Genomic DNA, 25,819 nt, shown 5'->3' with positions numbered 1-25,819 from the left:
GTCGAGCCGGTCGGGCGAACCCGACCGGCGTCCTTGGGCCGGAGCGGCCCCGAACCGCCTAGAACGGCACCGGGGCGATGTCGGCCTCGGCCCGCTGGCTGCTGGCGGCAGCGACGGTCGCCGGGTGGCTCTCGCCCAACGTGCGGCGGAAACGGGTCAGGGTGTCGGTGTGGAGCACCGTCGCCTCGTCGACACGGTCCAGCGCGCGCAGGTCCAGAGCCACGTTGTTGGCGCAGGCCAGGGTGGTCGGGTGGTCCGGGCCGAGTGTCCCCTGCAGGATCCCCAGGCTCTGCCGGTCCACTTCCAGGGCCTCCGTGTGGCGCCCGAGCGCACTGTGGTGGTTGGCCATGCCGAGGGCCGTTGTCACGGTGAGGATGTGCTCGTCACCCAGCGACTCGCGCATGCCGCGCAGCGCCGCGTCCAGGTGTTCCCGTGCGGCGTCGAGGTCGCCCAGATGGCGCAGGGTGATGGCCACGTTCGTACGGGCCGACAGAGTGTAGGGGTGGGCGGTGCCGAGCTTGGCCGTGTAGCGCTCGACGGTCGCCTCGCCCAGTTCCACGGAACGCGTCAGCTGGCCGTCCTGCCGGAGGTCGACCACCAGGTTGGCCGCACAGGCGATGGCGTCCGGGTGGTCGGCACCGTAGCGGCTCTCGAACTTCGACAGTGCCAGTTCGGCGAGTTGCAGCGCCCCGTCGTGGTTGCCGGCGCGCCGCCGGCACACCGCGAGCACCCGTGCGCAGCTGACACTGGCCGGGTTGTCCTCGCCGTACGTGGTGATGTAGCGGGCGTAGACGTCCTCCTGGTGGGCCACGGCTCCCAGGTAGTCGCCGACCTCGCGGATGTCGAGGGACAGGCCGCTCAGGGTGTTCAGCGTGTCGAGATGGTTCTCGCCGAGGGTGAGGGCGCGCAGCCGGGCCGTCTCCGTGTCGTGTTCCCGGGCCTCCTGGTACAGGCCCATCAGCCGCAGACCGACGCCCAGGCTGTGGGCCGCGCGGAGGGTGGCCGGATCGTCGTCACCGAAGGCCCGCAGGGAGCGTGCGTAGACCGATCGGTTGATCTCCAGGGCCTGGGCCAGTTCGGCCCTCAGCCGCAGTCCACTGGTCAGCTGGATGAGGGCGTCCAGGGTGCCCTCGTCGTCCTCGCCCGCGACCCGCAGGTAGGTGTCGGCGGTGCGCTGCATCATGGCGGCGGCTTCCTCGTACTCACCGACCATGCGCAGCAGGAAGGCCAGCCACTTCGCCATCTCCAGCGTCTGCTGGTCCTCGGCGCCGAACTTCCCGGTCCACACCTCCAGCGCCTCGCGCGCCATGGAGACCGCGCCGTCGTGGTCGCCCCAGATGTACAGGAACTCCACCACGTCCCGGATCAGGCCGCGCACCCACGGCGAGTCGCACTCCACGGCCCGGGACACGATGATGTGCGGCAGCAGCTGCTGGTAGCGCGGCCACAGCTCCCGGGAGCCGGGGCTGTTGGGGTTGGCGTCGGCGAGCAGCAGGTGGGCGCCGTGCCGCATCTCCGCCTGCTGCTGCGGGGACATGCGGTTGACCAGGACCGCCTGGACCAGACGGTGCAGCTGGATGGTGTCGTGCCGGTGCTCGATGCGGGCCAGGGCGTAGACGTTGATCTCCCGGATGGCCCGGCCGAGCCTGATCGGGTGGCGCAGGGCCTCGTCGAGCTCGGGGGCGATGGTGCTGCGCGAGTTGTTGAAGAGGGAGCGGGAGATCGGCTCGGGGGCGAAGAACGAGCAGACCTGGAGGAGCTGGAGCGCCGCCGGGTTGCGCTGTTCGAGCTGGCGCAGCGAGACGTCCCAGGCGGCGGCCACCGACATGGGGTAGTCCGGCGACGGGACGAGTTCGAGCATCAGCTCGGCGATCTTCTCCCGGATCAGCCCCAGGTACTCGTCCACGGCCATGCCGGTGACGGCCTGCCAGGCCGCGGCCTGCTCGATGGCGAGCGGCAGGTCGCCCAGCTCCTCGGCGAGCAGGTCGGCGTCGGAGTCGCTCAGGTCACGGGCCCGGCGGCGCAGCAGCGCCTTGCTCTCCTCCCGCGTGAAGACGTCCACGGAGAGGGTCCTGGCCACCCGGTCCCATTCCTGGTTCCGGGAGGTGATGAGGATCTTTCCGGTGCCGCCGGTCGGGAAGTAGGGGCGTACGGCCTCGACGTTCTCGGCGTTGTCGAACACCAGGAGCCAGCGGTCGTAGGGCTCGCCCCGGCGCAGGGCCTCGCGGACCGCCGGGACCGCCCGGTTGGCCTCCGTGCCCACGTTCAGGCCCAGCCGGTGGGCGAGTTCGGTGAGCGCGGTCAGGATCATCGTCGGTTGTTCGGACGGGATCCACCAGATCACGTCGTACTCGGAGGAATGGCGGTAGACGTATTCGATCGCGATCTGGGACTTCCCGACACCGCCCATGCCGTGCAGGGTGTGCGGCAGCACCGCCGAGGTGTCGCCCGTCAGCAACTGCTCGTGCACCTGCGCGAGGAGTTCCTCCCGGCCGGTGAAATTGGGGTTGTTCGGTGGCACGTTGCCCCAGACCACCGGCACGGAGGCGCGCTGCGGGACCGTATGGCGCGACGGCGGCTCGGCCGGCCCCGGGACCGTCCTGGCGGCTGACAGGAGGCCGGCGCCCGGCTGCGCGTCGGCGTTCGGAGCAGGAATCTCCCGCACCGGAGTCCCGCTCGCGGAACCTCCCGCTGCGTGCTGGTGCTCACTGGCAGTGGTGTCGGTCATGTCCATGCCGCCCAAATCTGGATTTACCGCATAATTATTTCGGACATCGTGGCTGATATGCCGCGAATTCTCATTGAGCGACGCACCCGACGAGGCCCCTTCCAGAGCCGCGCTGACCCGGCGGGCGCGCAGCAGATAGGGCCCCGAGAGGGCGCGCAGCACGGCCAGCTCGACACGCAGGAACGGCAGGCTCTCCGCCGTCACCTGCGGAACCGGCTCGGACTCCGGGGCGAGCAGCGCGCCGGGCAGCCCGCGGGCCGCCTCGAACCGGTCGCCGTAGAGCTCGGACACCGAACTCACCACCCGGGCCGTGTCCGCGCGCATCGCGCCCGCCAGCAGCGCCTCGCGCGCCCCGTCGACGAACTCCAGCGGCGCGGGGGCGGTGTCGCCGTGCGGCGCGGGGTGCGCGGGCTGCTCCAGCAGGCCGCTCAGGAAGAGCTCGGCCAGGTGGGCGGGGTGCGCCTCGGGCACCAGTCTGCGCTGTACGTCCCGGACCAGGCGGGGTTCCAGGATCGCGGCGGCCAGGTGGGTGGCCAGCCGGTAGGCGGTGGGGGTGGCATGGCTGCGGAAGCGCCGGATGCGCTCCTGCACCGAGGGCGCCTGGACGACGAGCGGCGGCTCGGCGACGTCCTCGTCGGACGCGTCGGGCTCGTCCGGCGCGCCGAGCAGCAGCACCGGGGCCTCGACCCAGTCGGACTCCGCACCGGCCACCAGAGCGGCCCAGCGGCTCAGCCAGCGCGCGTCCAGCTCCAGGACCGGGACCGCCGCGGTCCAGCCGGCGGGGGGCGGGTCGAAGGGGTCGCGCCACTCGGCCGGGAAGTCCACGGCCAGTTCGGTGGTGCGGGCCCCCGCGCGGGGACTGCGCAGCCGTGCCTGCCGGGGCGTCAGCGCGGTGCGGTGCCAGTCCCGCTGGGACAGCAGATGCACCACCGCCACCGGCCCGGCCGCCGACCAGGGCTCCAGTGCCTGCCGGCCGGCCCCGGTCCGCCACAGCGGTCCCAGGCCGTCGGTGAGGACGAGGATGATCCGGCGGCCGGTGCGGTCCACCAGTTCGCCGGGGACACCGGGAACGTCGTGCTCCGGGTACGGCCCGCGCAGCACCGTCTCCGGCCCCCGCGGGGTCTCGCGCAGGCCGAGCCGGCGCACCCGTACGTCACGGAAGGCGCCCAGCCGCTCCGCCACGGCGGTGAACTCGGCGACCGTCTGCTCCCAGATCACCATGGTCGCGTGGTCGTCCACCACCAGCACCAGGTCGAAGCGGCGCTCGTCCGCGGGCCGGGTGTAGGGCACCCACAGACCGTCCTCGGCGGCGCGTTCGGCGGTGGTCTCCTCGTCCAGCTCGACCTCGAACGCCGAGGGCACCAGCTGTTTCAGCGCGCGCAGCGCCCGGGTGATCCCCGCCGCGTCCCGCAGATCGGGCAGCGCCTCCACCGGCCCGGCAGGCTCGACCGCCTCGGCCGGGACCTGCCGAGTCGCCCGTTCTCGCCCGCGTCGCCCGGCCGGTGGCCACGGCAGGAGCACCGCCTCACCCGTGTCACCCACGTCGCCCGTGTCGTCGCCCGCCTCGCCCGCGGCACCGGACAGCTCCGGCACCGCACCGTCGGCGGCCCCGCCCGGCGTTCCGTCGCCGGTCCCGCCGGTCCCGCCGGTCCCACCGGCCGTCCCGTCGGCAGCCCCACCCGTCGTGCCGCCGGACTCCAGTGACCGGCCGGGTGGTTCGAGCAGCCCGGGCAGCCCGGACAGCCCCGGCAGGTCGGTCGGCCCGGGCCGCGGCGGGCGGTCCGACGCCGGCAGCCGCGCCGCCAGCGTCTGGTACGCGTGCAGCCAGAGGGCCTCCGCCACTTCGAAGGCCTCCGGACGGGCACGCGGGTCCTCACCCATCAGGGCGCCCCCGACAGCTCGCGCCAGAGGGCCTCCAGCAGCTCGCCCCAGGACCCGTCGTCCTCCCGGACCCCGGCGGTGCGCAGGAACACGGCGTTGAGCAACTGGTCGGTCGCCAGACCGCCGTTCTCCCGGCTGCGCTCCACGAACGCCCGGATCATGTCGTCGTGCCGGCCCTCCTGGTCCCGGAAGTGCGCGGCGATCATGGCGGCGAGCTGGTCCTCGCGGGGCGGGGAGACGTCCAGCCGGACACAGCGTCGCAGGAAGGCCGGGGGGAACTGCCGTTCGCCGTTGCTGGTGATGACGACGAACGGGAAGGCCCGGCACCGGACCCGGCCGTCCGTCACCGTGACCGTGGTGTCCGGGTCGTCGGTGAACACCCGCGCCTCGCTCTCGTGATGGCGGGCGCGGACCAGCTCCGGGATGTCGTACGAGCCGTTCTCCAGCACGTGGAGGAGGTCGCCGGGCAGGTCGATGTCGCTCTTGTCCAGCTCGTCGATGAGCAGGACGCGGGGCAGCTCGTACGGGAGCAGGGCGGTGCCCAGCGGGCCCAGCCGCACGAAGTCCCCGATCCGTGCCCCGGTGCCGCCCTCCGGCGGCGCCTCGGCGGTGCCGTCGCCGTCGGGGACGGCGGCCGGTCCCCGGCCGAGGGAGGCCTGGGCCCGGCCGATGGCGTCGTACTCGTACAGTCCGGAGCGCAGGGTGCTGCGCGAGGTGATCCCCCAGTGGAGGACCCGGCCCAGACCGAGTTCGCGGGCGACCAGATAGGCCAGCGTGGACTTCCCGATGCCGGGCCGACCGGTCACCAGCAGTGGCCTGCGCAGCAGCAGGGCCGTGTTGATCATGTCGATGTCGTGCGGGTCCTGCCGGGAGGTGGTGCGGCCCGCGCGGCCGAGCCGGCGGTCGGTCTCGGCGCTCTCGGCCGGTACGGGCGGCAGCACCGGGCCGCCGTCGAAGGCCCGCCAGCCGGGCGGCGGGGGCAGGACGTCGGCGAGGCGGATGTCGGGCAGCGGCTGCCCGGTGCCCCGGTAGATCCACCAACTCCGGCTGACGGGGCCGCCGTTGCGGCTGTTCTCCACCGGATGCTGGACGCGGTTCATGAGGTCCCCTCGTCGTCGTGGCCGCCGCGCACGCTGCCGGAATCCGACGCCGGGTGTCCCAGGTCTCCGGACCAGTCCACCATCCGGTTCGGGTCGTCGAGGAGCACCGCGAGGTGACGTCCGGTGTGCGCGTCCCGTTGCGCCGCGGCGGCGGTGGCCGCTTCGTTCCGCAACTGCCGTACACGTTGCGGCAGTTCGGCGGCCGTTCCCTTCAGCAGTTTGTCGACCCGTTTCCTGAAGTCGCCCGGGGGCGTGGGCCGGCGGTCCCAGACGGTCAGCGGCACGCCGGCCCGCAGCGCGGCTTCGAGCGTGGCCTGACGGCCGCCGGGTCCGGGCAGCGGAGGCGCGGTGAGCGCGACCGAGACCAGTCGCTCGTCGGCGGCGAGCGTGCTGTTCCACCGCACGGGGTCGTGGCCGCGCTCGCCCGTGGTGTCCCAGTGGCAGACGATCCGGGGACCGGCCGTCAGCTGCTGCCAGCGGTTGCGCCAGCGCCGGTGGTAGCGCCGGGCCCGCATCCGCTCCAGGCTCCGCAGCGCCACCGGGTAGTCCAGGCACAGAGCGGTGGCGGAGAGGGAGTGGGAGGCCGTCGGCAGCCACTCCATGGGCTGGTTCAGCAGCTGGAGCGGCAACACGAATTCGAGGACCGGCCTGCCGGGGCGCTCGCCCCAGTCCTCCTCGACGCTGCCGACCAGTTCCTCCACCGCGGCCTCGACGTCGCCCAAGGCCACGATCTGGTCCTCTCCTCGCTCCGGCCGCCACGAGCCCGGACGCCGCTGACGCCAGTGGGAGAGCAGGTACTCGTCCGCGCCCATCCCGTGCTTGCTCAACTGGACAACGAGACAGGCGGGAGCCGGTTCCGTCGCTCCCCGGGCGATCTGCGCGCGCAGGGCTTCGAGAGGTTCCGCCAGGTCGAGTCGCCTGCTCTGGTCGTCGTTCCAGCCGCGCAGGCCGTCGACGACCTGCCGGTCGGCGTCGGCCCCGGCGCCCGCCGCGATCGCGTGCTCGACCAGGGCCAGCACGGGAAGCAGGCCGTCGGGGCGGGCATTGGCCCCGGCGAGGAAGTCGAAGGCTTCCGCGAGGGTGGCGACCGGGTGGGCCGGGAGCGGAAGGTCCCCGGCCGCCGCGTGCAGCAGGCCCTGCGCGTCGGGATGCGGGAAGCGGCTCAGCAGCGCGCGGGCTCTGCGGAACTCGGCCTCGGGCAGGACCGCCAGAACCGGCGACGCCGAGACGAGCTCCGCGATCCGCAGCACGGGCAGGGAGCCGGGGTCGTACACCTGAAGGGTGTCCACCAGCACGGAGAGCCCGGTCGGCCGCTGCCAGCAGGCCCGGGCTATCTCCATTATGTCGTGCCGCTTCCGGTCGTGTCGCCGGAGGTTGGCTAACTCGGGTAACCGGCCCGCCAGCATGTCGATCAAGAGATCGCGCCCTCCCGGTGCATCGAGTCCCGACACCGCGCACATCTGCTCTACCAGCTCATGCTCGAATCCCGCTGCATGACCGCCGTTTCTCACACTGAACAAGCGTCCCCCGTTCACGGCTCCTGTGCCCCCCAACTCCCTTCCGTTGCAGGGCAGTCCGGGTGCCGTAGCCCTGGGTCCAGGGTATGGCCCAGGCCTTACGCGTGGCCACCCCGGTACGGTCAATCACCGGCACGGCACCCGCCGCCCGGCCACCGCTTCGCGGCCCGGCCCGGGCACGGCCTAAGGTCGTCCGGTGACGAGCAGCAGCGCGACGCGTTCCCACGACCTCGACGGCATACGTCCGGCGCCGGAGTCCCCCGGGTGGCAGGACCGGCTGCGCCGGTTCGGTCACGCCGGGGCCCGGGGCACCGGCACGGGCACCGGTGTCCGGGAACGCCTGGTCCCGCCCTTCCCCGAGCCCGCCACCCGGCTCTGGCGGCTCCTGGGCCCCGGCCCGGCCCGGGCGCGGCGCCTCGCGAAGGCGACGGAGTGGCTCGGCCCGCTGCTCGTCGCCGCCCTGGCCGGCGTCCTGCGCTTCTGGCACCTCGGCAGGCCGCGGGACCTCATCTTCGACGAGACGTACTACGCCAAGGACGCCTGGGCACTGCTGCACCTCGGGTACGAGGGCACCTGGCCGGACCGCAAGATCGCCGACCCGCAGATCCTGGCGCACCCCCAGGTGATCCCGCTCTCCGACACCGGCTCCTTCGTCGCGCACCCGCCGACCGGCAAGTGGGTGATCGCCGTCGGCGAGTGGCTGTTCGGCCTCGACCCGGTCGGCTGGCGCTTCATGACGGCGGCCCTGGGCACCCTGTCGGTGTTCATGCTGTGCCGCATCGGCCGCCGCCTGTTCCGTTCGACGTTCCTGGGCTGCCTGGCCGGGGCGCTGCTGGCGATCGACGGCCTGCACCTGGTGATGAGCCGCACCGCCCTGCTCGACCTCGTCGTCATGTTCTTCGTGCTGGCGGCGTTCGGCTGCCTGCTGATCGACCGGGACCGGACCCGGGCCCGGCTCGCGGCGGCCCTGCCTGCCGACGCGGCGGGCAGGGTGCGCCCGGACGCGGACACCGGCGACCGCGCCGGGACGGGCCGGCGGCCCTGGCGCCTCGCGGCCGGCGTCCTCCTGGGCCTGGCGGCCTCGACCAAGTGGAACGGCCTGTACGTCCTGGTCTTCTTCGTGGTGCTGACCCTGTTGTGGGACGTCGGCGCACGCCGCGTCGCCGGGGCCCGCCACCCGTACCGGGCGGTCCTGCGCCGGGACCTCGGCCGGTCGGTCCTCGCCCTCGTCCCGACCGCGCTCCTGACGTATCTGGTGACCTGGACCGGCTGGTTCCTGTCCGACGACGGCTGGGGCCGGCACTGGGCGGACGGCCGCGGCGGCACCTGGTCGTGGATACCGGCCCCGCTGCGCAGCTTCTGGCACTACGAGTACCTGGTCTACCAGTTCAACGTGAACCTGCACACGCCGCACAAGTACCAGTCGAACCCCTGGAGCTGGCTGGTCCTCGGCCGTCCCGTGCTGTTCGCCTACGACTCGCCGCAGCCCGGCCAGGACGGCTGCTCCACCGCGACCGCCTGCTCCCGCACGGTCCTCGCCCTGGGCACCCCCATGCTGTGGTGGTCGGCCTGCTTCGCCCTCGCCTACCTGCTCTACCGGTGGGCCCTGCGCCGCGACTGGCGGGCCGGCGCGATCCTCTGCGCGGTGGCGGCCGGTTACCTCCCCTGGTTCGTCTACCAGGACCGTACGGTCTTCTCCTTCTACGCCGTGGTCTTCGTGCCGTACCTGTGCCTGGCCGTGGCGATGATGATCGGGGCGCTGCTCGGGCCGCCGGGCGCGACGGAGCGGCGGCGGCTGCGGGGCGCGGTGGCCGCGGGGGTGCTGGTGCTTCTCATCGCCTGGAACTTCGTCTACTTCTACCCGATCTACACCGGGCAGACGATTCCCTACACCGGCTGGCAGTCCAGGATGTGGCTCGACACCTGGATCTGAGGCCCGCCCGGCTCCGCTGCTCAGCGCAGTGCCGTGGCCGCGGCCTCGCCTGCTTCAGCGCAGTGCCGCGGCCGCCTCGCCGGTGCGGACGGCGCGCGGGACCCGCTCGACGGTCTCCCGCCTCTCGCCCACGGGTGCCGTGCAGTCGATGACCTCGCCCACGGCCTCGTCGCCGCGGTGCGCTGACCCGGCCGGTCAGCGGCGTGCCGTGGCCGTGGGGCTGGGCTCCGGGCCCTCCGCGCGCAGCGAGCGGTGGCCGGGAGTGGAGGTGGGAGTGGGGCGGGGCGTGGGCCTGCCCGCCGCCTCGGTCGCCGGCTTCTTCGGGTGGTGCCGGGGCACGACGTCCTGGGGGAAGGTCAGCTGCTCGTTCATCCACTTCAGGGCGGCGGGCATCTCCCGTACCCAGGTGGGGAAGTTGTGGCTGCCGTTCTCGGGGAGGATGGAGACGACTCGCATGGGCGCCTTGACGGCCTTGATGAAGGCCTCGGTCTCGGCGTAGCCCTTCTCGCCGTGCTTGCTGTTGGCGACCAGGACCGAGACCTGGGGCACGGGCAGGTGCTTCAGCCGCCACATCAGGTCGTGGCCGTCGATCCGGGCCTGGCGGCCGGGACCGCTGCCGAAGAGGTTGCCGGTGGTGGGGTCGTCCTTGACCCGGTAATCGGGCGACAGGGCGGCGGCCGTGGTGTAGACGCCGGGGTCGCGCATGGTGAGCTGGAGGGCGCAACTGCCGCCCGAGGAGTACCCCATGACGCCCCAGGAGCTCGCGTCGTGGCCGGCCCGGTAGACCGACTTGATCGCGTCCGGGAGGTCCTTGGCCAGGAACGTCTCGGTCTGCGGTCCGCCGGGGACGTCCACGCACTCGGTGTCGCGCGGCGGGGCGATGGTGGGCCGGATCATCACCATGATCGTCGGCTGCATCTGCCCCTTGCGCTGGAGTTCGCCGGCGGTCTGCGAGACCCGCAGGTGCTGGGCGAGGTTGTAGATGCTGCCCGGGTAGCCGCTGAGCGCGACGATCACCGGGAACCGCATGCGGTGGTACGCCTTCTGGAAGTACTGCGGCGGGAGGTAGACGAAGGCCGGGTCGACCACGCCGGTGCGCCGGCCGATGATCTTCACCGACTCCACCCGGCCGACGGCCGCGGCGGGCCCGCTCGGCAGCCCGCCGACCCTGCTCAACTGCTGGTCCCCGGCGGGCTGTACGAGCGACGCCCCGTGGACGCTGCTTATGCCGTTCACCGAGCCGCCGCCGTTCCCGCCGGCCGCCTGGGTCACCCCGACCGGAGCGGTGTCGACGTTGCCGAGCAGCTCGTTCCAGGAGCCGAAGAACTGGTACGACGAGTTCACCGCGCAGGCGAACGCCGCGACGATCGTCACCTGTGTCACCGCGACGGCTCCGAGCCGCCCCAGCACCTGCCACAGCCCCGGTTTGGCGAACCGCGGCCACAGCCAGACCAGCAGCGCCACACACAGGGCGGCCAGCGCCGCCAGCGCGTATACGGTCGTTCGACTGGTCAAACCCATGTCACTCAGTCCCTGTTTTCCCTGCCCGTGCCTCGTTGCTTCCGCACAGGAGGAGGGCGGAAGAGCCTTCCGCGTTCCGTAACGAGGGATTCAGGAAGAAGACATGACCTGTTACGTCATGTCGGGCAACGGGTCCGCCGCCGAGAGGTGACGGACGTCATTGACACACCGGATCACCGGAGGTTGTCATGAACACATGCAACTGACCGGGCGCCGAGCGCTTCTCGACGCCGCCCGGGTCCAGGCGGCGGCCCGCCCCGGACTGCTCCTCCACGGCCCCGCCGGCATCGGCAAGTCCGCGCTCGTGGCGGCTCTCGCGGCGGACCCGGCCGCCGGGACCGTCCTGCACTGCTCGCCCGCCGAGGCGGACGCCCGGCTGCCCTTCGCCGGGCTGGTCGACCTGTTCGCGCGGGTCCCGGAGAGCCACCTGGAGAACCTGCCGCCGGAGCCCCGGGCGGCGCTGCGGGCGGCCCTGCTGCGCGGCGGCGGACCGGCGGACGACCGCGGCCTGCTCGCCGTGCGCGTCGCCGTCCTCGACACGCTGCGCGCCCTGGCCGCCGCCGGTGACGTCCTGCTGGTCGTCGACGGCCTGCAGTGGCTCGACGAACCGACCGCCGAGGTCCTCGCCTTCGCCGTGCGCCGGCTCGACGACCCGGGGATACGGATGCTCGCCGCCGAGCGGGTGCCGGACGGCAGCCGGCCCGAGCGGCTGCGCTGCTGCCCGCCGGGCACCGTGGAACTCCCCGTGCCGCCCCTGACGGACGGCGAGACGGCCCACCTCGTCCGCACCGACCTCGGCGCCGACCTGCCCCCGGCACTGCTCCGGGCGATCGAGCGGACCGCCGCCGGAAACCCCTCCTACGCACGGGAGTTGGGACGCGCCGCCCGGAGCGCCCCGCCGTACGCCGGATTCGGCACCCTGCCTCCGGTGCCCCCGGGGCTGCGCACCCTCCTGCTGGAGCGGGCCCGTGCGCTGCCGGAGCCGGTGCGGCGCACCCTTCTCGTCGCCAGCGCCGCGGCCCGCCCCAGCCTCACCCTGCTGCGCGCCTCCGGGCTCCCGGACCCGGCCGCCGACCTCGCGGAGGCGGAGCGGCTCGGCATCGCGACGGCCGACGCCGACGGGGTCGTACGTTTCCACCACCCCGTGCTGCGGGCGGCCGTGCACGCCGACGCCACCGAGCACGGGCGGCGGCAGGCGCACGCGCTGCTGGCCCGCGCGGTGCCCGAGCCGGTGGAGCGGGCCCGCCATCGCGCGCTCGCCCACCCCTACGAGGACGAGGACACGGCCCGCACCCTGATGGCGGCGGCCGGCTCAGCGCGCCACGACGGCGCCCCCGGCACCGCCTTCGAACTGGCCGCCCTCGCCGCCCGCCGCACCCCGGCCCACCACCCGGCGGAACGAGCCGAACGGCTGCTGGCCGCGGCCGAGTACGCCTGCGACGCCGGGCGCACCGAGGAGGCGGGCGAGGCCGCCGGAGCGGTGCTCGCCCGGTCCGGCTCGGCGGCGCAGCGGGTGCGGGCCCGGCTGGTCCTGCTGCGCGGCGCCGGGCAGGCGCTGGAGGGCGCCGAGGACCTGATCGCGGACGGCCTGCGGGACGCGGTCGGCGATCCGCGCGCCGAGGCCCGGCTGCACCACTGGGCCGCCGTCCGGGGCCTGCTGTGCGGGGAGTTGACGGAGGCGGCCGGGCACGCCCGGCGGGCCGCGCGGCAGGCGGGCGCGGCCGGCGACACCGACACCAGGATCGACGCGCTCGCCACCCTCGCCCGGGTGCGGTCGCTGGCCGGGGACCCGGTCGCCGCCGACGCCGCGCTGGCGGAGGCGCTGACCCTGGTCGGCTGCGGTTCGGCAGCGGCAGCTCCCCGGTGGGCGCTGGGGGTGCCCCCGGCCGAAGGCTGGGGGAGGAACTGCGCGACCAGCCACGACGAAGCCGCAGCCGACACACGGCAGATCGCGGCACTTCCAGATATCGCGTCGCTCCCAGCGGAGCGCTCCGGCGGCCCGGAGAGCCGGCGGCTGATCCGGATGCGGGCGATCCTCGCCCTGGACTCCGACCGGGTGACCGAGGCCCGCGACCAGGTCGTCCCGCTGCTCGCCGCGACCGGCGAACCGGCCGGGGCCGAGGAGACCGTGGCGACCCTGGTCGCGCTGACCCGGATCCAGGTGCGCGCCGGGCACTGCCGGGAGGCGCTGCGCACCGCGGCCCGCTGCTCGCGTGCCCTGGCCGAGGCGGCTCCGGCGCTCTACGCGGCGGCCCTCGCGGCGACCGCCGGTGGCACCGTCGAGGAGGCCCGGCAGCTGGCCGCACAGGCGGTCCGCGCCTCGGAGGCCGACGGCGACCGGTTGTTCCTGCTGCGCGCCCTCGCCGTGCTCGGGCAGGCCGAACTGCTCGGCGGCGATCCGCGCGGGGCGGCGGCCGCCGTCGAGGCGCTGCAGCGCGTCCGGGAACTCGGCGAGGCGATGTGCGCCGCCGACCCGCCGCTGCTGCACTGGTACGGCGACCTGGCCGAGGCCCTGGTCGTGCTCGGCGAGACGGAGGCGGCCGGGGCGGTGCTCCACGACGCCCGGACGCGGGTGCCGGACGGGGCGCCCGGCAGCGTCCTGGCGGCGCTGGACCGGGCGGAGGGGCTGCGCGAGGCGGGCATCGGCCGGGCCCGGGAGGGGGCGGTACGGCTGCGCACCGCCGTCGAACGGCTGCGTCCGCTGCCGCTCCCCGTCGAGCTGGTGCGCACCCTGATCGCGCTCGGCGCGGTCGAGCGCCGCGCCCGCCGCCGCAACGCGGCCCGGCAGGCCCTCGCCGAGGCTCTGGAGACGGCGACCCGGATCGGCGCGGCCCCGCTCGCGGCCCGGGCCAGGGACGAACTGGCCCGGCTGGCGGCCGGGGAGCGCGGCGCTGAGGCGGGCGCGACCGGACCCGACCTCACGCCCACGGAGGCGCGGATCGCCGAACTGGTCGGCGGCGGGGCGACCAACAGGGAGGTCGCCGCCGAACTCTTCATCAGCGTCAAGACGGTGGAGGGCGCACTGTCCCGGGTCTACCGCAAGGTCGGCGTCCGCTCCCGCACCGCGCTGGCGCACGCGATGGCGGTCGCCGTCATCGCCGCCGGCGCGGCGGTGGACACCGGCGACGACGACCAACCCGGGCCCACGGCCCAGACGGTGACGGTAAGTCAGGCAGCCCGGGGGCGACTCCCCCGTCCGCTCGACACACGCCGTTGACGTGACATCGGCAGTTAACACGTAACGCAAGGGTTCCCCCGCTTACGGGGGTGGGGCCGGAGTTCCTACGGTGATCCCGTTCCGCTTCCGGAACACTCCCCACCCCCCACCTCCGGAGGAACTTCGGTGAAGTCACGCCTGAAACTGCTCGGTCTGGTCGCCGCGCCGGCGCTGATCACGGCGGTCGTCCCCGCCGCCTACGCGGCCGACGCCCCGCACACCGCCCGCGCCGCCGTCGCCGGGGACGTCCTGCCCGGTCTGAAGCACGACGCGTCCCGCACCGGCAGCGTCAGCTCGGGCAAGCGCATATCGGTGGCGATCAGCCTGGCGCCCCGAGGCGGCAGCGCCCTCGACACCTTCATCGCGAAGGTCAGCGACCCCCACTCGGCCGCCTACGGCCACTACCTGACGAAGGGCCAGTTCGCGGCCCGCTTCGGCCGGACCGACGCCGAGGTCAAGCAGCTGAAGGACTACCTGCGTGCGCAGGGCGTCACGGTCGGCAAGGTGCACTCCGGCAACCTGCTGGTCGACGCCAGCGGCACCGCCGCCCAGCTGCAGAAGGCGTTCGGCACCCGGCTGTCGACCTGGAAGGACTCGGCGACGGGCCGCTCCTTCTACGCCAACGACAGCGCGCCGACGCTCCCGTCCGCCCTCGCCGCCATCGTCAGCGACGTGGCCGGTCTCAACAACCGCGTCCAGCTGCACCACCAGGCGACCCCGCACACCGTCTCCCCCCACGACGGCCCCGGCGGCGGCTACACCCCGGCCCAGCTCAAGGGCGGCTACAACGTCTCCGGCACGTACACCGGCAGCGGCCAGAAGATCGCGCTCCTGGAGTTCGACGGCTTCCAGCAGTCCAACATCACCAAGTACGACACCAACTACAGCCTCGGTTCGCCCACCCCGACCGTGTCCAAGGTCGACGGCGGCTCCGGTTCGCTCGGCGACGGCCAGGTCGAGGTCGAGCTGGACATCGAGGTGCTGCACGCGATCGCCCCGAAGGCGAACGTGACGGTCTTCGAGGGCCCCAACTCGGACGCCGGCGAGGTCGACACGTACCAGGCCATCGTCGACAGCGGCATCCCGACCACCTCGATCAGCTGGGGCGCGGCCGAGTCCGCCCGCACCACCTCCAACATCAACGCCGTGGACGCGGTCTTCAAGGCGGGCGCCGCCGAGGGCCTCGGCTTCTACGCGGCCTCCGGTGACGACGGCTCCGACGACGCGGGCGACGGCGGCACCTCCGTCGACTACCCGGCCAGCGACCCGTACGTCACGGGCGTCGGCGGCACCAAGCTGACCGTCACCTCCGCCAACGCCTTCAGCAAGGAGGTGGCCTGGTCCGGCGGCGGTGGCGGCAAGTCCTCCGTCTTCAAGATCCCGAGCTGGCAGACGGCCGTCCAGAAGAGCGCGGGCGGCGGCTACCGCCAGGTCCCGGACGTCTCGGCGCACGCCAACCCGAGCCCCGGTGTCTCCATCTACTCGCAGGGCTCCTGGTCCTCGGTCGGCGGCACCAGCGCCGCGGCCCCCGAGTGGGCGGCGTTCGCGGCCCTCTACAACCAGCAGGCCGCGGCGGCCGGCAAGGCCAACCTCGGCTTCGCCAACCCCGCCCTGTACGCGGCGAGCGGCACCGGCTTCCACGACATCACCAGCGGCAGCAACGGCGCCTACTCCGCGGCCACCGGCTGGGACTTCACCACGGGCTGGGGCTCGTACAACGCCTCGACCCTGGCGACGAAGCTGCTCGGCTGACGTCACCCCCTGAACCACCCCGCCCCCCCCGCGCACCGGGAACCGTCCCGGTGCGCGCGGGGGCGGTCTCGTTCTCACCTGACGTCGTTCTCACCTGACGTCGACGAAGTCCCCGGCCGCTGTGGCCGGGCCGGTGGTGGCGGTACCGGCGAAGACGAAGCGGAAGTAGCCGTCGGCCTTGGCCTTGGTGGTGGTCCGCAGGGCGCCGCTGCCGCCGCTGGTGACGGTCTTCAGGGTGGTGTAGGTGCTGCTGCCCTTCTTGCGGAACTGCAGCTTGACCGCCTGCCCCTGGTAGCCGGTGTAGCTGCCGCTCGACCAGTTCGCGCGGGTCAGCTTGCCGGTGACCGTGATGGTCCTGCCCTCCTTCACCGGCTCGGGCGAGGCGTTCACCGTGACCTTGGCCAGCCGCTTGACCGAGGCGGTGCCCGCGACGTCGATCTCCGTCCAGTCGTCGGTGCGGTCCTGCGCCCCGGCGAGCACGTTCCAGGTGCCGGCGAGGCCGTTGTGGTCGAGGTCCCGGGCGGCGTCGACGGCGATGCTCACCTTGCAGTCAGCGGTGGTGGGGTTGGCGATGGCCGGCACCTCGCACGTACCCGCCGGGTACGCCCCCAGGATGCCGTCCTCGTCGTCGGTGTTCGGGCCGTGCCACAGGTAGGCCCAGGACGCGACGACGCCGTCCGGGTCCGTGGCCGTCCAGGTGATGGTGACGGTCTTCTTGGTGGTGAGGCCGAGGACGACGTCCTTGCCGCCGTTGACGACGACGTGCGAGAACACCGTGTCGGCGGCCGCGGCCCGGTCCGCCGCCTGGGCGGCTGTCGGAGCCACCGACGCGGACAGGGCGGAAAGGCCGGTGGCAAGGGAAACGGCGGCGACGGCCGGGCGGATGCGCATGGAATCCCCTTTCGGGATCGACGGCCCGCCGCCTCCGTACGGCGAGTCCTGATGCTGCGTCACACCGCCTAGACATGTAGGGGACCGTCACGGTTGCCCCATTGTTCCGACCGTGTTCACCGGGACCGGCCGGGTCCCGCCGCTCCGCCCCGGATCAGGATCTGCGCAGGACCCGGTTGGCCCCCGCCACGACCGTGCTCGCGAGGACCCAGCCCACGCTGACCAGGACGACCACCACCCACTGCATGGCGCCGTGGGAGCTGTACGACCGCTCCTGCCCGAAGTCGACCACCGGCAGCAGCAGGTCGAGGGTGTACACGGCCGGCTGGAAGTCCGGGGGCGTGCCGTCGCCGTAGGGCAGCGGCGGCCAGGTCGCGAACAGCACGGTGCCGACGGTGAAGCAGACGGCGAGCAGCAGCACCGCGCGCAGCGGCCGGTACCCGTAGCCGACGGTGAGGTCCTGCAGGAGGCTCCAGAGCCGGGCGGGCCAGGCCAGGGTGGCCCGCCTGCGGCGCTGTTTGGCGAGCAGGACGAGGCGGGCGTCGGCGTCCCGGCCGTGGCGCCGGTAGTTGGCGGCGAGTTGCTCGTAGGGCTGCGGTGCGAAGCCGGCCGGGTCGCGGTCGAGCCAGGTCAGCCGCTGCCGGCCGGGCAGCGCGGGCTGGGCACTGTCGTAGGCGAGGCCCTCCAGGACCAGCGAGCCGGGCCAGCCGGCCGGGTCGTCGCGCAGCACGCCGACCCGGGTGTGGCTGAGGTCGACGATGCCGCGCGGCGCCTCGCGGGGCTTCAGCGTCAGGTCGGCGGCCGCGGACCGCCGGCAGATCAGGGCGCGCTCCCCCGCGGGGACGTCCAGTACGGCGTTCTCGAAACAGAGCTTGGCCCGTACGGTGATGCTGCTGAGGGAGATCCGGCCGTGCGCGGTCAGCCCGTCGCAGCAGTTGAACTCCGCCCCCACCTCTATGCCGTTGGCCCGCAGCGCGGCGGCTCCGGCGCGGCCGGTCAGCTCGGCGCCCTCGAAGAGGGCCGAGCCGCCGACCCGGGCGTCGCAGAGGTCCACGGTGCCCTGCGCGACGAAGCCGTCCCGGCAGTCGAGGTCGCCGCCGACATGCAGCCGGTGGGCCCTGAGCGCGGTGCCGGCCGGGTGGTGCAGCCGGGCCTGCCGCAGCACGACGCTGCCCCGCACCGCGGTGTCCCGCATGTCGACGCTCCCCCGCACGGTGAACCCCGCGCCGGCCTGTATGTCGCCGCCGACCGATGCGCAGAGCAACTGCAGGGCGGGGTCGGCGCCTTGGGCGTCCGGGCCGGTCAGGGTGGCGTCCTCCAGGTGCAGCGAACCGCCGATCGAGGCGCCGTAGAGGTTGATCCCCCCGTCGCTGGAGAACCCCCGGTCGAGGTAGAGGCCGCCGCCCACGGTCAGTTCGGGAGCCTGGAGGCAGGCCCGGTCCCCCTGGAGCCGGGCCCCGCGGAAGCCGAGGGTGTCCTGCACCCGGGAGCTCATGAGCCGGACCGGCCCGGTGCACACCAGTCCGGTCGCCGAGAGGTGTTCCTCGACGGCGAGCGACTGCGCGTCGACGGCCGCGGTGCCGTCGGGGGCATGCACCGTCGAGCGGTCGAGCAGCAGATGCGTGCCGACGGTCAGGGAGCGGAGGTTCAGGGTGCCGTCGAGGGTGCAGCCCACGAACTCGCACTCCTGGCCGACCCGCGCCCCGGCCGCGCTCAGCCCCGGTAAGGCGCAGTCCTTCAGCTGGAGCACCCCGAACTGCCCGCCGTCGAAGCAGGGCACCTCGTCGAAGCGGCAGGAGTCGAGGCGTATCGCGCCCTGGACGGCCGCCTCGGCCAGATCCAGGGTGCCGGTGATCCGGGCTCCGCGGAGCCGGAGCCGGGCCAGCCGCCCGGGGACCGGGCGCGGCGCGGCGACGAGCAGCCACCGCAGCACCTCGGCCCGCACCTCCGGCACGTCCTCGCACCACTCGCCCCGCCGGTACGCCTCCCACAGCCGTCGCTCGTGCGCCTCCCAGCCGTCCGGCGGGCCGTCGTCCGACACCCTGTGATCCCCCTTCACACCAGTCCCCGCAAGCGGCGGCGGAGCACGTCGTTGCTACCCGACCGGTGGGGAGATCACGCCTGCGCACCGTGCCGGCCGGCGCGGGCCCGGCGGGGCGGATGCCGCGGTACGGCGTCCGCTACGGCGTGCCGGTCGCCGCGGGCAGCAGTGCCGCGAGCCGGTCCACGCCGGAAACGGTGAGATGCGGGCGCTGCTGCGGCGGCAGCGCGGCGTACCGGTCCGCCGGGTGGATCCCGGTGGTCACCGCGATGCCGAGCGCGCCGGCGGCGCGGGCCATCGCCATCTCCAGTTCCGGGTCGTCGCCGACGACCGCGAGGTCCCGCGGGTCGGCGCCGAGCCGCGCGGCCGCGCACCGCACGCCGATCGACGAGGGCTTGCCCACGATCTGTTCGGTGGCGCCGGTGACGCTGCTGATCATGGCGCAGATGGCCCGGGAGGTACCGAGGGCCCGGCCCTCGGCGCTGGCGAAGAACACCGACTGCGAGCTGCTGTAGAGCACGGCGCCGCCGAAGACGGCATGGCAGGCCGCCTCCAGTTCGTCCATGGTGAACTCGCGGTACCAGCCCACCAGTACGGCGTCGGCCGCCGGCTTCCCCACGGGCGCGACGATCTCGATGCCGGCCCGGCGCAGCGGCTCCTTCAGCCCGTCGCCGCCGAGCACCAGCGCGCTGCGGTGGCCCCGGGCCAGGAAGTGGTCGACGGCGCTGGTGGCGGGGGTGAGCACGGCCTCGTCGGGCAGGTCGAAGCCGATGCCGCGCAGGGTCTCGGCGTAGGCCTCGGGGGTGCGGGTGGTGCCGTTGGTGAAGGTGAGCCAGGGCAGGCCGCGGGCGGTGAGGGCGGCGGTGAGGTCGACCGCTCCGGGGAGCGGGACGAGTCCGTGGTTGCGCCGGTCGCCGAGGACGAGGGTGCCGTCCAGGTCGAAGACGATGCCGCGGATGTCCCGCAGCCGGTCGGCCACGGGGACGGCCTCTTCAGCGGTCACGGTGCAGCTCCAGTCGGAAGTCGGGCCGTTCCACGATCAGTTCGGGAGCCGGCGGGCGGGTCCGCAGGCCGTCGAGCAGGTCCAGTACCGGTCTGACGTCCGGGTTGTAGTGGCGCCGGGCCGGGCCCGCGGCCACCATGGCGTCCACCTGTTCGGCGGGCATGGTGGCCCGCAGCAGCAGTTCCTCGTCGCCGATGCCGCGCGGGAAGCGGCGGCGCAGTTCGGCGACGGTGGGCGGGGGCGGCTCCTCGGCCAGTTCCGCGGCCCGGGGCCGGTCGAGGATGCGGTCGGCGACATCCGGGTCCACCGGGGTGGTGGGCCGGCCGAAGCTGCCGAGGACGTAGCGGATCACCTGGTCGGAGACGTTCTCGTAGCGTTCGGTGCCGATGACGTTGTAGAGGGCCTGGGTGCAGACCATCTGCGGGAAGGGGGTGACCATGATCGGGAAGCCGAGTTCGGCACGGACCCGGGTCACCTCCTCGATGACCGCGTCGAACCGGTCGCCGAAGCCCAGTTCGCCGAGCTGCCGGCGCAGGGTGGCCATCACCCCGCCGGCCACCTGGTGGCGCATGAACGCGGCGTCGTAGTCCCGGGGCCCGCCGACGGGCAGTCCCTCGGCCGCGGCCATGGCGTCGAAGTAGTCCGCCGCCACGCCGAGCAGCCGGTCGTCGACGTCGACGCGGTGCCCGGTCTCCCGCAGGTTGGCCACCACCTGCCGGGCGCTCGGCAGCGAGGTCCCGCCGGCCAGCGCCCCGCAGGCGACCTGGAGCACCCGCACCCCGAGGTCGGCGGCCTTGAGGTAGCTCAGGCCGGGCAGTCCGACGGTGCAGTGGGAGTGCAGTTCCAGCGGTGTGCCGCCGAGGTTGCGCAGGACCGCCGGGACCAGGGTGGCGGCGCGTTCCGCGGTGAGCAGGCCGCCGGGGTCCTTGATGTAGACGCGGTCGATGTGCGGGCAGGCGGCCATCTCGGCGGCGAGGGAGCCGTAGTGGGCGTCGTCGTGGACGTCGCTGACCGTGTAGACCAGTGCGCCGACGATCTCGGTGGCGCCGGCCGCCCGGATCATCCGCGCGGACTCGCGTACGGCGGCCATGTCGTGCATGGGGTCGAGGACGACGTACCGGGTGACGCCGTTGGCCACCAGCCGGTCGTAGACGAGCTGCATGAACTCGGGGTGGGCGGCCTCCCAGGAGATGAAGCGCAGTCCGGTGCCGATGAACTGCAACGGGGTGTTCGGCATGGCCCGGTGGGTGAGCCGGATGCGTTCCCAGGGGTCCTCGCGGTGGGTGCGCACCGCCATGCCCATGTGGGTGCTGGAGGTGTAGTCGAGGGCGCGGAAGCCGACCCGGTCCAGGACCGGTGCGATCTGCAGGATCTTGCCGGTGTCGAGTCCGGTGGCGCCCCACAGGCTCTGGTTGCCGTCGCGCAGGGACACGTCGACGAGCTGGATGTCAGCCACGGCCGCCTCCTGCCGGACGGTCGCTCAGGAACCGGGTGAACCAGGCGGTGTCCACGCCGCCCGCGCCGAACTCCTCGTCGTCCAGCACCGCCTGGTGCAGGGGCACGTTGGTCGTGACCCCGTCGACCGCACACCGCCCGAGCGCGCCGCGCAGCCGGTCGAGCGCCTCGGCCCGGTCGCCGCCGTGCACGATGAGCTTGGCGACCAGCGAGTCGTAGTACGGCGGCACGTCCGCGCCCGCCTGGAGGTGGGTGTCGATCCGGATGCCCTCGCCGAGCGGCCAGACCGCCTCGGTCACGGTCCCCGGGCTCGGCCGGAAGTCGTGTGCCCAGTCCTCGGCGTTGATCCGGCACTCGACGGCGTGACCGGTGAAGGAGACGTCCGCCTGCCCGAAGGAGAGCGGCCGGCCCTCGGCGACGGCGAGTTGCTCGGCGACCAGGTCGAGGCCCGTGATCGCCTCGGTGACCGGGTGCTCGACCTGGATCCGGGCGTTCATCTCCAGGAAGTGGAAGGTGCCGCGGTCGACGTCGACGAGGAACTCGACCGTGCCGAGGCCCCGGTACTCCAGGTGCTTGCCGAGGGCCACCGCCGCCCGGTGCATCTCCTCGCGCAGCACCGGGTCGAGGACGGGCGCGGGCGCCTCCTCGACGAGCTTCTGGTAGCGGCGCTGCACGGAGCAGTCCCGGGTGCCGAGGTGGACGACGTTCTCGCCGTCCCCGATGAGCTGGACCTCGACATGCCGTCCGGTCGCCACGAACCGTTCGAGGTAGACCCGGGGGTCGCCGAAGGCGGCGCCCGCCTCGGCCACGGCGAGGTCGACGGAGGCGGTGAGGTCCGCCGGGTCGTGCACCTGCTTCATGCCCCGGCCGCCGCCCCCGCCGACCGCCTTGACCAGCAGCGGGAAGCCGATCTCCGCGGCGAGCCGGGCCGCGTCGGCGGTGTCGTCGAGCGGTCCGCCGGGGACGACCGGCAGCCCGGCCGCGACGGCATGCCGACGGGCCTCCAGCTTGTCGCCGACGGCGGCCAGTTGCTCCACGGTCGGCCCGATGAACACGAGGCCCGCCTCGGCGCAGGCCCGTGCCAGCCGCTGGTTCTCGGAGAGGAAGCCGTACCCGGGGTGGACGGCGTCGACGTCCGCGGCCTTCGCCGCCGCGAGCACCGCGGCCACGTCCAGGTAGCTGGCCGAGGGCGCGGCCGGCCCGAGCCGGACCACCCGGTCGGCGAGCCGCGCCGGTACGGAGGCGAGGTCGGCGTCGGACGCGGCGAGCACCGTCTCGATGCCGAGCCGTCGGCAGGTCCGCACGATGCGCAGGGCGATCTCGCCCCGGTTGGCGATCAGGACGCGTCGCAGGATCACGGCGCCGCCCCCGTCTCCAGGAACATCAGCGCGGCGCCCTGCTCGGCGAAGTCCCCGTCGGCCAGGCAGATCTCCGCGACCGTGCCGACCGCCCCCGCGTACACGGAGTTCATCAGCTTCATCGTCTCGACGATTCCGACGACCGTGGTCTCGGTGACCTCGTCCCCGACCTCCACGAAGGGGGGTGAGCCGGGTTTCGGGGCCCGGTAGAAGGCTCCGGGCAGCGGGGTGGGGACACCGGTCAGGCCCTCGCGGACCGGTGCCGTCGGCTGCGGGGAGGCGGTCTCGTGCCGGACGTCCCGCTCGCCGACCAGCACCGGTTCGGCCGTCGTCCGGGCGGACTGGGTCCACTCGCCGTCCTCGCCCCGGCGCAACGACAGTTCGAACCGGCCGGTGCGCAGCCGGAGGCGGTCCACCTCCATGCCGTCGACGATCCGCAGGATGTCCTGGACGTCCTCGCCGCTGAGACTCACTTCGTGCCCCCGCCGGTGCCGTTGCCGGTCCCGCCGAGCAGCGACACCACGTGCTCGAACGCCCTGGCCCTGGGCACCGCGGCGGGGGTCCGCCCGCGGCTCGCCCAGACCGTCTCGGGGCGGCTCTGGAGCAGGAAGACGTTCCGGCCGGGGACGAGATTGCGGGAGATCGCCCACTCGATGTCCTGCGGGGACCCGTAGTGGTCCTCGATCCGCCGCCCGATCGCCACGAGTTCGTGCACCTCCTCGTCGGACAGGCACGCCACGTTCTGCAGGTACTCCGGCACGTCCTCCTCCAGCACCCCCGCCCCGCACGGGTCCATCCGGTGCCGGCGCAGCTTCGCCGAGACGGTACGGGAGCTGATCTCCCCGGTGACCTTGCTGACCACGTACTTGTCGGGGGTGACGTCACCGCTGACGAGCGCGGACCCGAGGCCCCACGACCCCTCCAGGGCGACGACCGAGCGGTCCCCGGTGAGCGGGCTGCGGGTGAACATGACGCCGGCGCAGCGCGGGTCGATCATGCGCTGGACGACGACGGCCATGGCGAGGTCGTGCTCCGGCAGCCCGAGCCGCCGCCGGTAGCTGACCGACTCGACGCTGTAGAGGCTGGCCCAGCAGCGGCGGACGTGGTCGACGAGGGAGTCCTCGCCGCGCACCCACAGGTAGGTGTCCTGGAGTCCGGCGAAGCTGGCGTCCTCGGCGTCCTCGCCGGTGGCGCTGGAGCGTACGGCGACGGGAGCGGGTTCGCCGGGCGCGTCGGACTCGCCGTCCAGGTCCCGGTAGCGGCCGCGGATCGCGTCCGTCACCTGCGCCGGCAGTACGGCGGCCTCGATGCGCTCCCTGACGTCCGCGGCGGCGCGGGCGATCGCCGCGGTGTCCTGGGCGTCCAGGGCCCCGATCTCGGTGCGGATCGCGCCGCCCGGGTCGAGGGCGGCGAGGAAGGTCTCGAAGGCGGCGGTGGTCACGACGTAGCCCGGTGGGACGGGTGCGCCGGCGAAGGTGAGTTCGCCGAGGCTCGCGCCCTTGCCGCCGGCGGTGGGCCGGTCGGTGAGGCGCAGGTCCCCGAACGGGCGGACGTAGGCCGGAGTGGTCATGGTGGTGCTCCCCACGCTCAGTCGAGGACGGTGACGATGCCGCGGTCGCCGTCCACGCGCAGCCGCTGGCCGGTGGTGATCCGCTTGGTGGCGTGGCCGGTGCCGACGACGGCGGGCAGCCCGTACTCGCGGGCCACGATCGCCGCGTGCGACATGGTGCCGCCGATGTCCGAGACGGCCGCCGCGATCTTCCCGAAGACCGGGCCCCAGCTGGGCGCGGTCACCGGGCAGACCAGCACCTCGCCCTCCCGCACCTGGCCGATGTCGTTGACGCTCAGCAGCACCCGGGCGGTGCCCTCGGCCACGCCCGGCGAGGCGGCGAAGCCGCGTACCTCTCTCTCGCCCTCGACGGCCGGGGCCGACCAGCTCCTGATCGTCTCGGCGGTGATCCCCCACAGCATGCGCACCGCCGGGTCGTTGAGGGTCTCGGGGACGGGTCCGAGGGCGGGCGGCGGGCTCCAGCCGGCGAGGGCTTCCAGCGTCTGTTTGCGGGCGGCGACGGTCTTGCGTACGTGGGCGGTACCGACCGGTTCGGTGCCGGCCGCCCACGCGAGCATCACGTCGGTGAGGGCCTGGGCGACCTCGGTGTGCTGCAGCTGGAAGACGTCCTCGGCGTCGGCGAGGACACCCCGGTCCCGCAGCAGCGCGCCGAACTCGCGGACCTTCGCGAAGAACTTCGTGGTGAAGTAGTGCTCGCAGTAGAAGTTGTGGTCCTCCACGAAGGGGAACACCACCCGGGCGAGCCCCAGCATCTGGTCGAAGGCGGCCTTCTCGTCCTCCCCGGGCAGCAGCGCGCGGTAGTCCCGGGCGATCCGCTCGCGCTCGGCGGCGAGTTGCTGCACGGGCCGCTCCAGCAGGTCACCGCGCCGGGCCCGGTCGACATAGCCGGGCAGGGCGGCGAACGGCACCGTGAGGTCGTCGTTCCAGCTGCGGTGGTGGTGGTAGAAACCCGCTCCGGTCGACATGTTGAACCAGGGCTCGCGGGCGTCGTCCAGCGCCTGCAGCCAGCGCCGGCCGCCGTCGCCGCGGGCGGCGAGCGCGGCCAGCACCTTGTCCGGCTCGCAGCCCTCCACGAAGAGGTCGTCCACGCCGTGCTCGACGGCGAGCCTCGCCAGGTTCTTCAGCTCGTCGTCCGGCCGGTAGAGGACGACGTCGATCCCGGCGACCATCCGGGCCACGTCCTGGTCGGGGATCTCCGGGAACGACGTCTTGCAGAACTCGAAGAACACCACGTAGGCGCCGTAGCCGAGCATCAGGAACTCGGAGTGGTGGTGCCACATCTTCGAGTACAGGCCGATCAGCCGGTGGTAGTTCTCGCGGACGTAGTGGTTCTGGGCGACCCCTCGGGCCTGGAAGACGACCTCCGGGTCCTCGAACTCCGGCAGCCGGGGCACCTCGATCCGCTGCACCTCGTCGATCAGGCCGGTGACCCGGGTGACCCAGCCCTGGTACAGCTCGTCCCAGTTCTCGTAGTAGTGCCCGGCCCGCTCGCTGAACTCCGCGAGCCTGCGCCGGATCTCCTCGGGGTCGGTGACCGGGTTGGCGGTGATGTAGACCCGGCCGTTGACGATGCGGTGCTCGATGCCGAGCGTGGTGGGGAAGACGAACAGGCGGGCCGTGTTGGCGCCGAGGGCGGTGTACGGCGTCTCGGCCGTGACGGCGTCGAACGCGGGCATCGGCTCGGGGAAGTGCATGGAGTTGTAGAACCAGAACCGCTGGTCGTCCCCGGGCTGGAACCGGGTGTAGTACGGGTACATCGACGCCCAGTCCTCGGCGCCCGGCACCTCGGTCAGCTCCGAGGGCAGGGGGAAGCGGGGAGCGGTTCCGTCGTCTGTCATGGTGCTCTCCAAGG

15 protein-coding genes are annotated in these 25,819 nt (G+C 73.6%); 3 read left to right on the top strand and 12 right to left on the bottom strand.

The features are described 5' to 3' along the window. Positions 1-58 precede the first annotated feature (58 nt). The 3 genes from fxsT to ABT137_RS01975 are packed head-to-tail and all read right to left on the bottom strand — an operon-like array spanning position 59 to position 7,169. Positions 59-4,609 carry an FxSxx-COOH system tetratricopeptide repeat protein gene (fxsT, locus tag ABT137_RS01985; RefSeq protein WP_351700867.1) on the bottom strand — a complete coding sequence of 1,517 codons (4,551 nt, stop codon included), beginning with the start codon at positions 4,607-4,609 and terminating at the stop codon, positions 59-61. Continuing rightward, entirely contained in the window at positions 4,609-5,709 is a 1,101-nt protein-coding gene (locus tag ABT137_RS01980; protein WP_351700864.1) for an AAA family ATPase, read from the bottom strand. Before ABT137_RS01980 ends, fxsT begins: the two co-directional genes overlap by 1 nt. Beyond that, entirely contained in the window at positions 5,706-7,169 is a 1,464-nt protein-coding gene (locus ABT137_RS01975; protein ID WP_351701134.1) for a VMAP-C domain-containing protein, read from the bottom strand. The genes ABT137_RS01980 and ABT137_RS01975 overlap by 4 nt, the downstream gene beginning before the upstream one ends. Positions 7,170-7,422: 253 nt before the next feature. Between ABT137_RS01975 and ABT137_RS01970 the strand changes: the two genes are divergently transcribed. Next, positions 7,423-9,159 (top strand): dolichyl-phosphate-mannose--protein mannosyltransferase, encoded by a 1,737-nt coding sequence (locus ABT137_RS01970; protein ID WP_502984452.1) that lies wholly within the window; start codon positions 7,423-7,425, stop codon positions 9,157-9,159. Positions 9,160-9,354: 195 nt separating this feature from the next. Here the strand turns inward: ABT137_RS01970 and ABT137_RS01965 are convergent, their stop codons facing one another. After that, entirely contained in the window at positions 9,355-10,680 is a 1,326-nt protein-coding gene (locus tag ABT137_RS01965; protein ID WP_351700861.1) for an alpha/beta hydrolase, read from the bottom strand. Positions 10,681-10,876: 196 nt separating this feature from the next. Here ABT137_RS01965 and ABT137_RS01960 point away from each other — a divergent pair, with 196 nt between their 5' ends. After that, a complete protein-coding gene (locus tag ABT137_RS01960; RefSeq protein ID WP_351700858.1) occupies positions 10,877-13,897 on the top strand; it encodes a helix-turn-helix transcriptional regulator in 3,021 nt (1,006 codons plus the stop codon). Between the two features lie 126 nt (positions 13,898-14,023). Then, positions 14,024-15,649, top strand: coding sequence for a S53 family peptidase (locus ABT137_RS01955; protein ID WP_351700855.1), 1,626 nt, complete (start codon positions 14,024-14,026; stop codon positions 15,647-15,649). Positions 15,650-15,739: 90 nt separating this feature from the next. On the opposite strand, the gene ABT137_RS01950 is transcribed toward ABT137_RS01955, so the two are convergent. The 8 genes from ABT137_RS01950 to ABT137_RS01915 all read right to left on the bottom strand — a co-directional run bounded on the left by ABT137_RS01950 (position 15,740) and on the right by ABT137_RS01915 (position 25,805). After that, positions 15,740-16,540: a hypothetical protein gene (locus ABT137_RS01950; RefSeq protein ID WP_351700852.1), complete on the bottom strand. Its 801-nt coding sequence runs from the start codon at positions 16,538-16,540 to the stop codon at positions 15,740-15,742. 154 nt (positions 16,541-16,694) lie between these two features. Then, positions 16,695-18,581 carry a hypothetical protein gene (locus ABT137_RS01945; protein ID WP_351700849.1) on the bottom strand — a complete coding sequence of 629 codons (1,887 nt, stop codon included), beginning with the start codon at positions 18,579-18,581 and terminating at the stop codon, positions 16,695-16,697. 139 nt (positions 18,582-18,720) lie between these two features. Then, positions 18,721-19,584: an HAD-IIA family hydrolase gene (locus ABT137_RS01940; protein WP_351700846.1), complete on the bottom strand. Its 864-nt coding sequence runs from the start codon at positions 19,582-19,584 to the stop codon at positions 18,721-18,723. Then, the gene (locus ABT137_RS01935; RefSeq protein ID WP_351700843.1) at positions 19,574-21,040 is read right to left on the bottom strand and encodes a biotin carboxyl carrier protein; all 1,467 of its coding nucleotides are present in this window, start codon (positions 21,038-21,040) and stop codon (positions 19,574-19,576) included. Before ABT137_RS01935 ends, ABT137_RS01940 begins: the two co-directional genes overlap by 11 nt. Then, complete coding sequence (locus ABT137_RS01930) at positions 21,033-22,397, bottom strand: acetyl-CoA carboxylase biotin carboxylase subunit (protein ID WP_351700840.1); 1,365 nt, start codon at positions 22,395-22,397, stop codon at positions 21,033-21,035. The genes ABT137_RS01935 and ABT137_RS01930 overlap by 8 nt, the downstream gene beginning before the upstream one ends. Next, positions 22,394-22,870 (bottom strand): acetyl-CoA carboxylase biotin carboxyl carrier protein, encoded by a 477-nt coding sequence (locus ABT137_RS01925; protein WP_351700838.1) that lies wholly within the window; start codon positions 22,868-22,870, stop codon positions 22,394-22,396. The genes ABT137_RS01930 and ABT137_RS01925 overlap by 4 nt, the downstream gene beginning before the upstream one ends. After that, complete coding sequence (locus ABT137_RS01920; RefSeq protein ID WP_351700836.1) at positions 22,867-23,967, bottom strand: PEP/pyruvate-binding domain-containing protein; 1,101 nt, start codon at positions 23,965-23,967, stop codon at positions 22,867-22,869. Before ABT137_RS01920 ends, ABT137_RS01925 begins: the two co-directional genes overlap by 4 nt. 17 nt (positions 23,968-23,984) lie before the next feature. Further along, positions 23,985-25,805 (bottom strand): PEP-utilizing enzyme, encoded by a 1,821-nt coding sequence (locus ABT137_RS01915; RefSeq protein ID WP_351700833.1) that lies wholly within the window; start codon positions 25,803-25,805, stop codon positions 23,985-23,987. Between the last annotated feature and the right edge of the window lie 14 nt (positions 25,806-25,819).

Origin of the sequence: Streptomyces sp. NPDC001980, from assembly GCF_040296885.1 — a bacterium.
Taxonomy (GTDB): Bacteria; Actinomycetota; Actinomycetes; order Streptomycetales; family Streptomycetaceae; genus Streptomyces.
The sequence above is the reverse complement of the archived record's forward strand: the minus strand, read 5'-3'. Positions and strand labels throughout refer to the sequence as shown.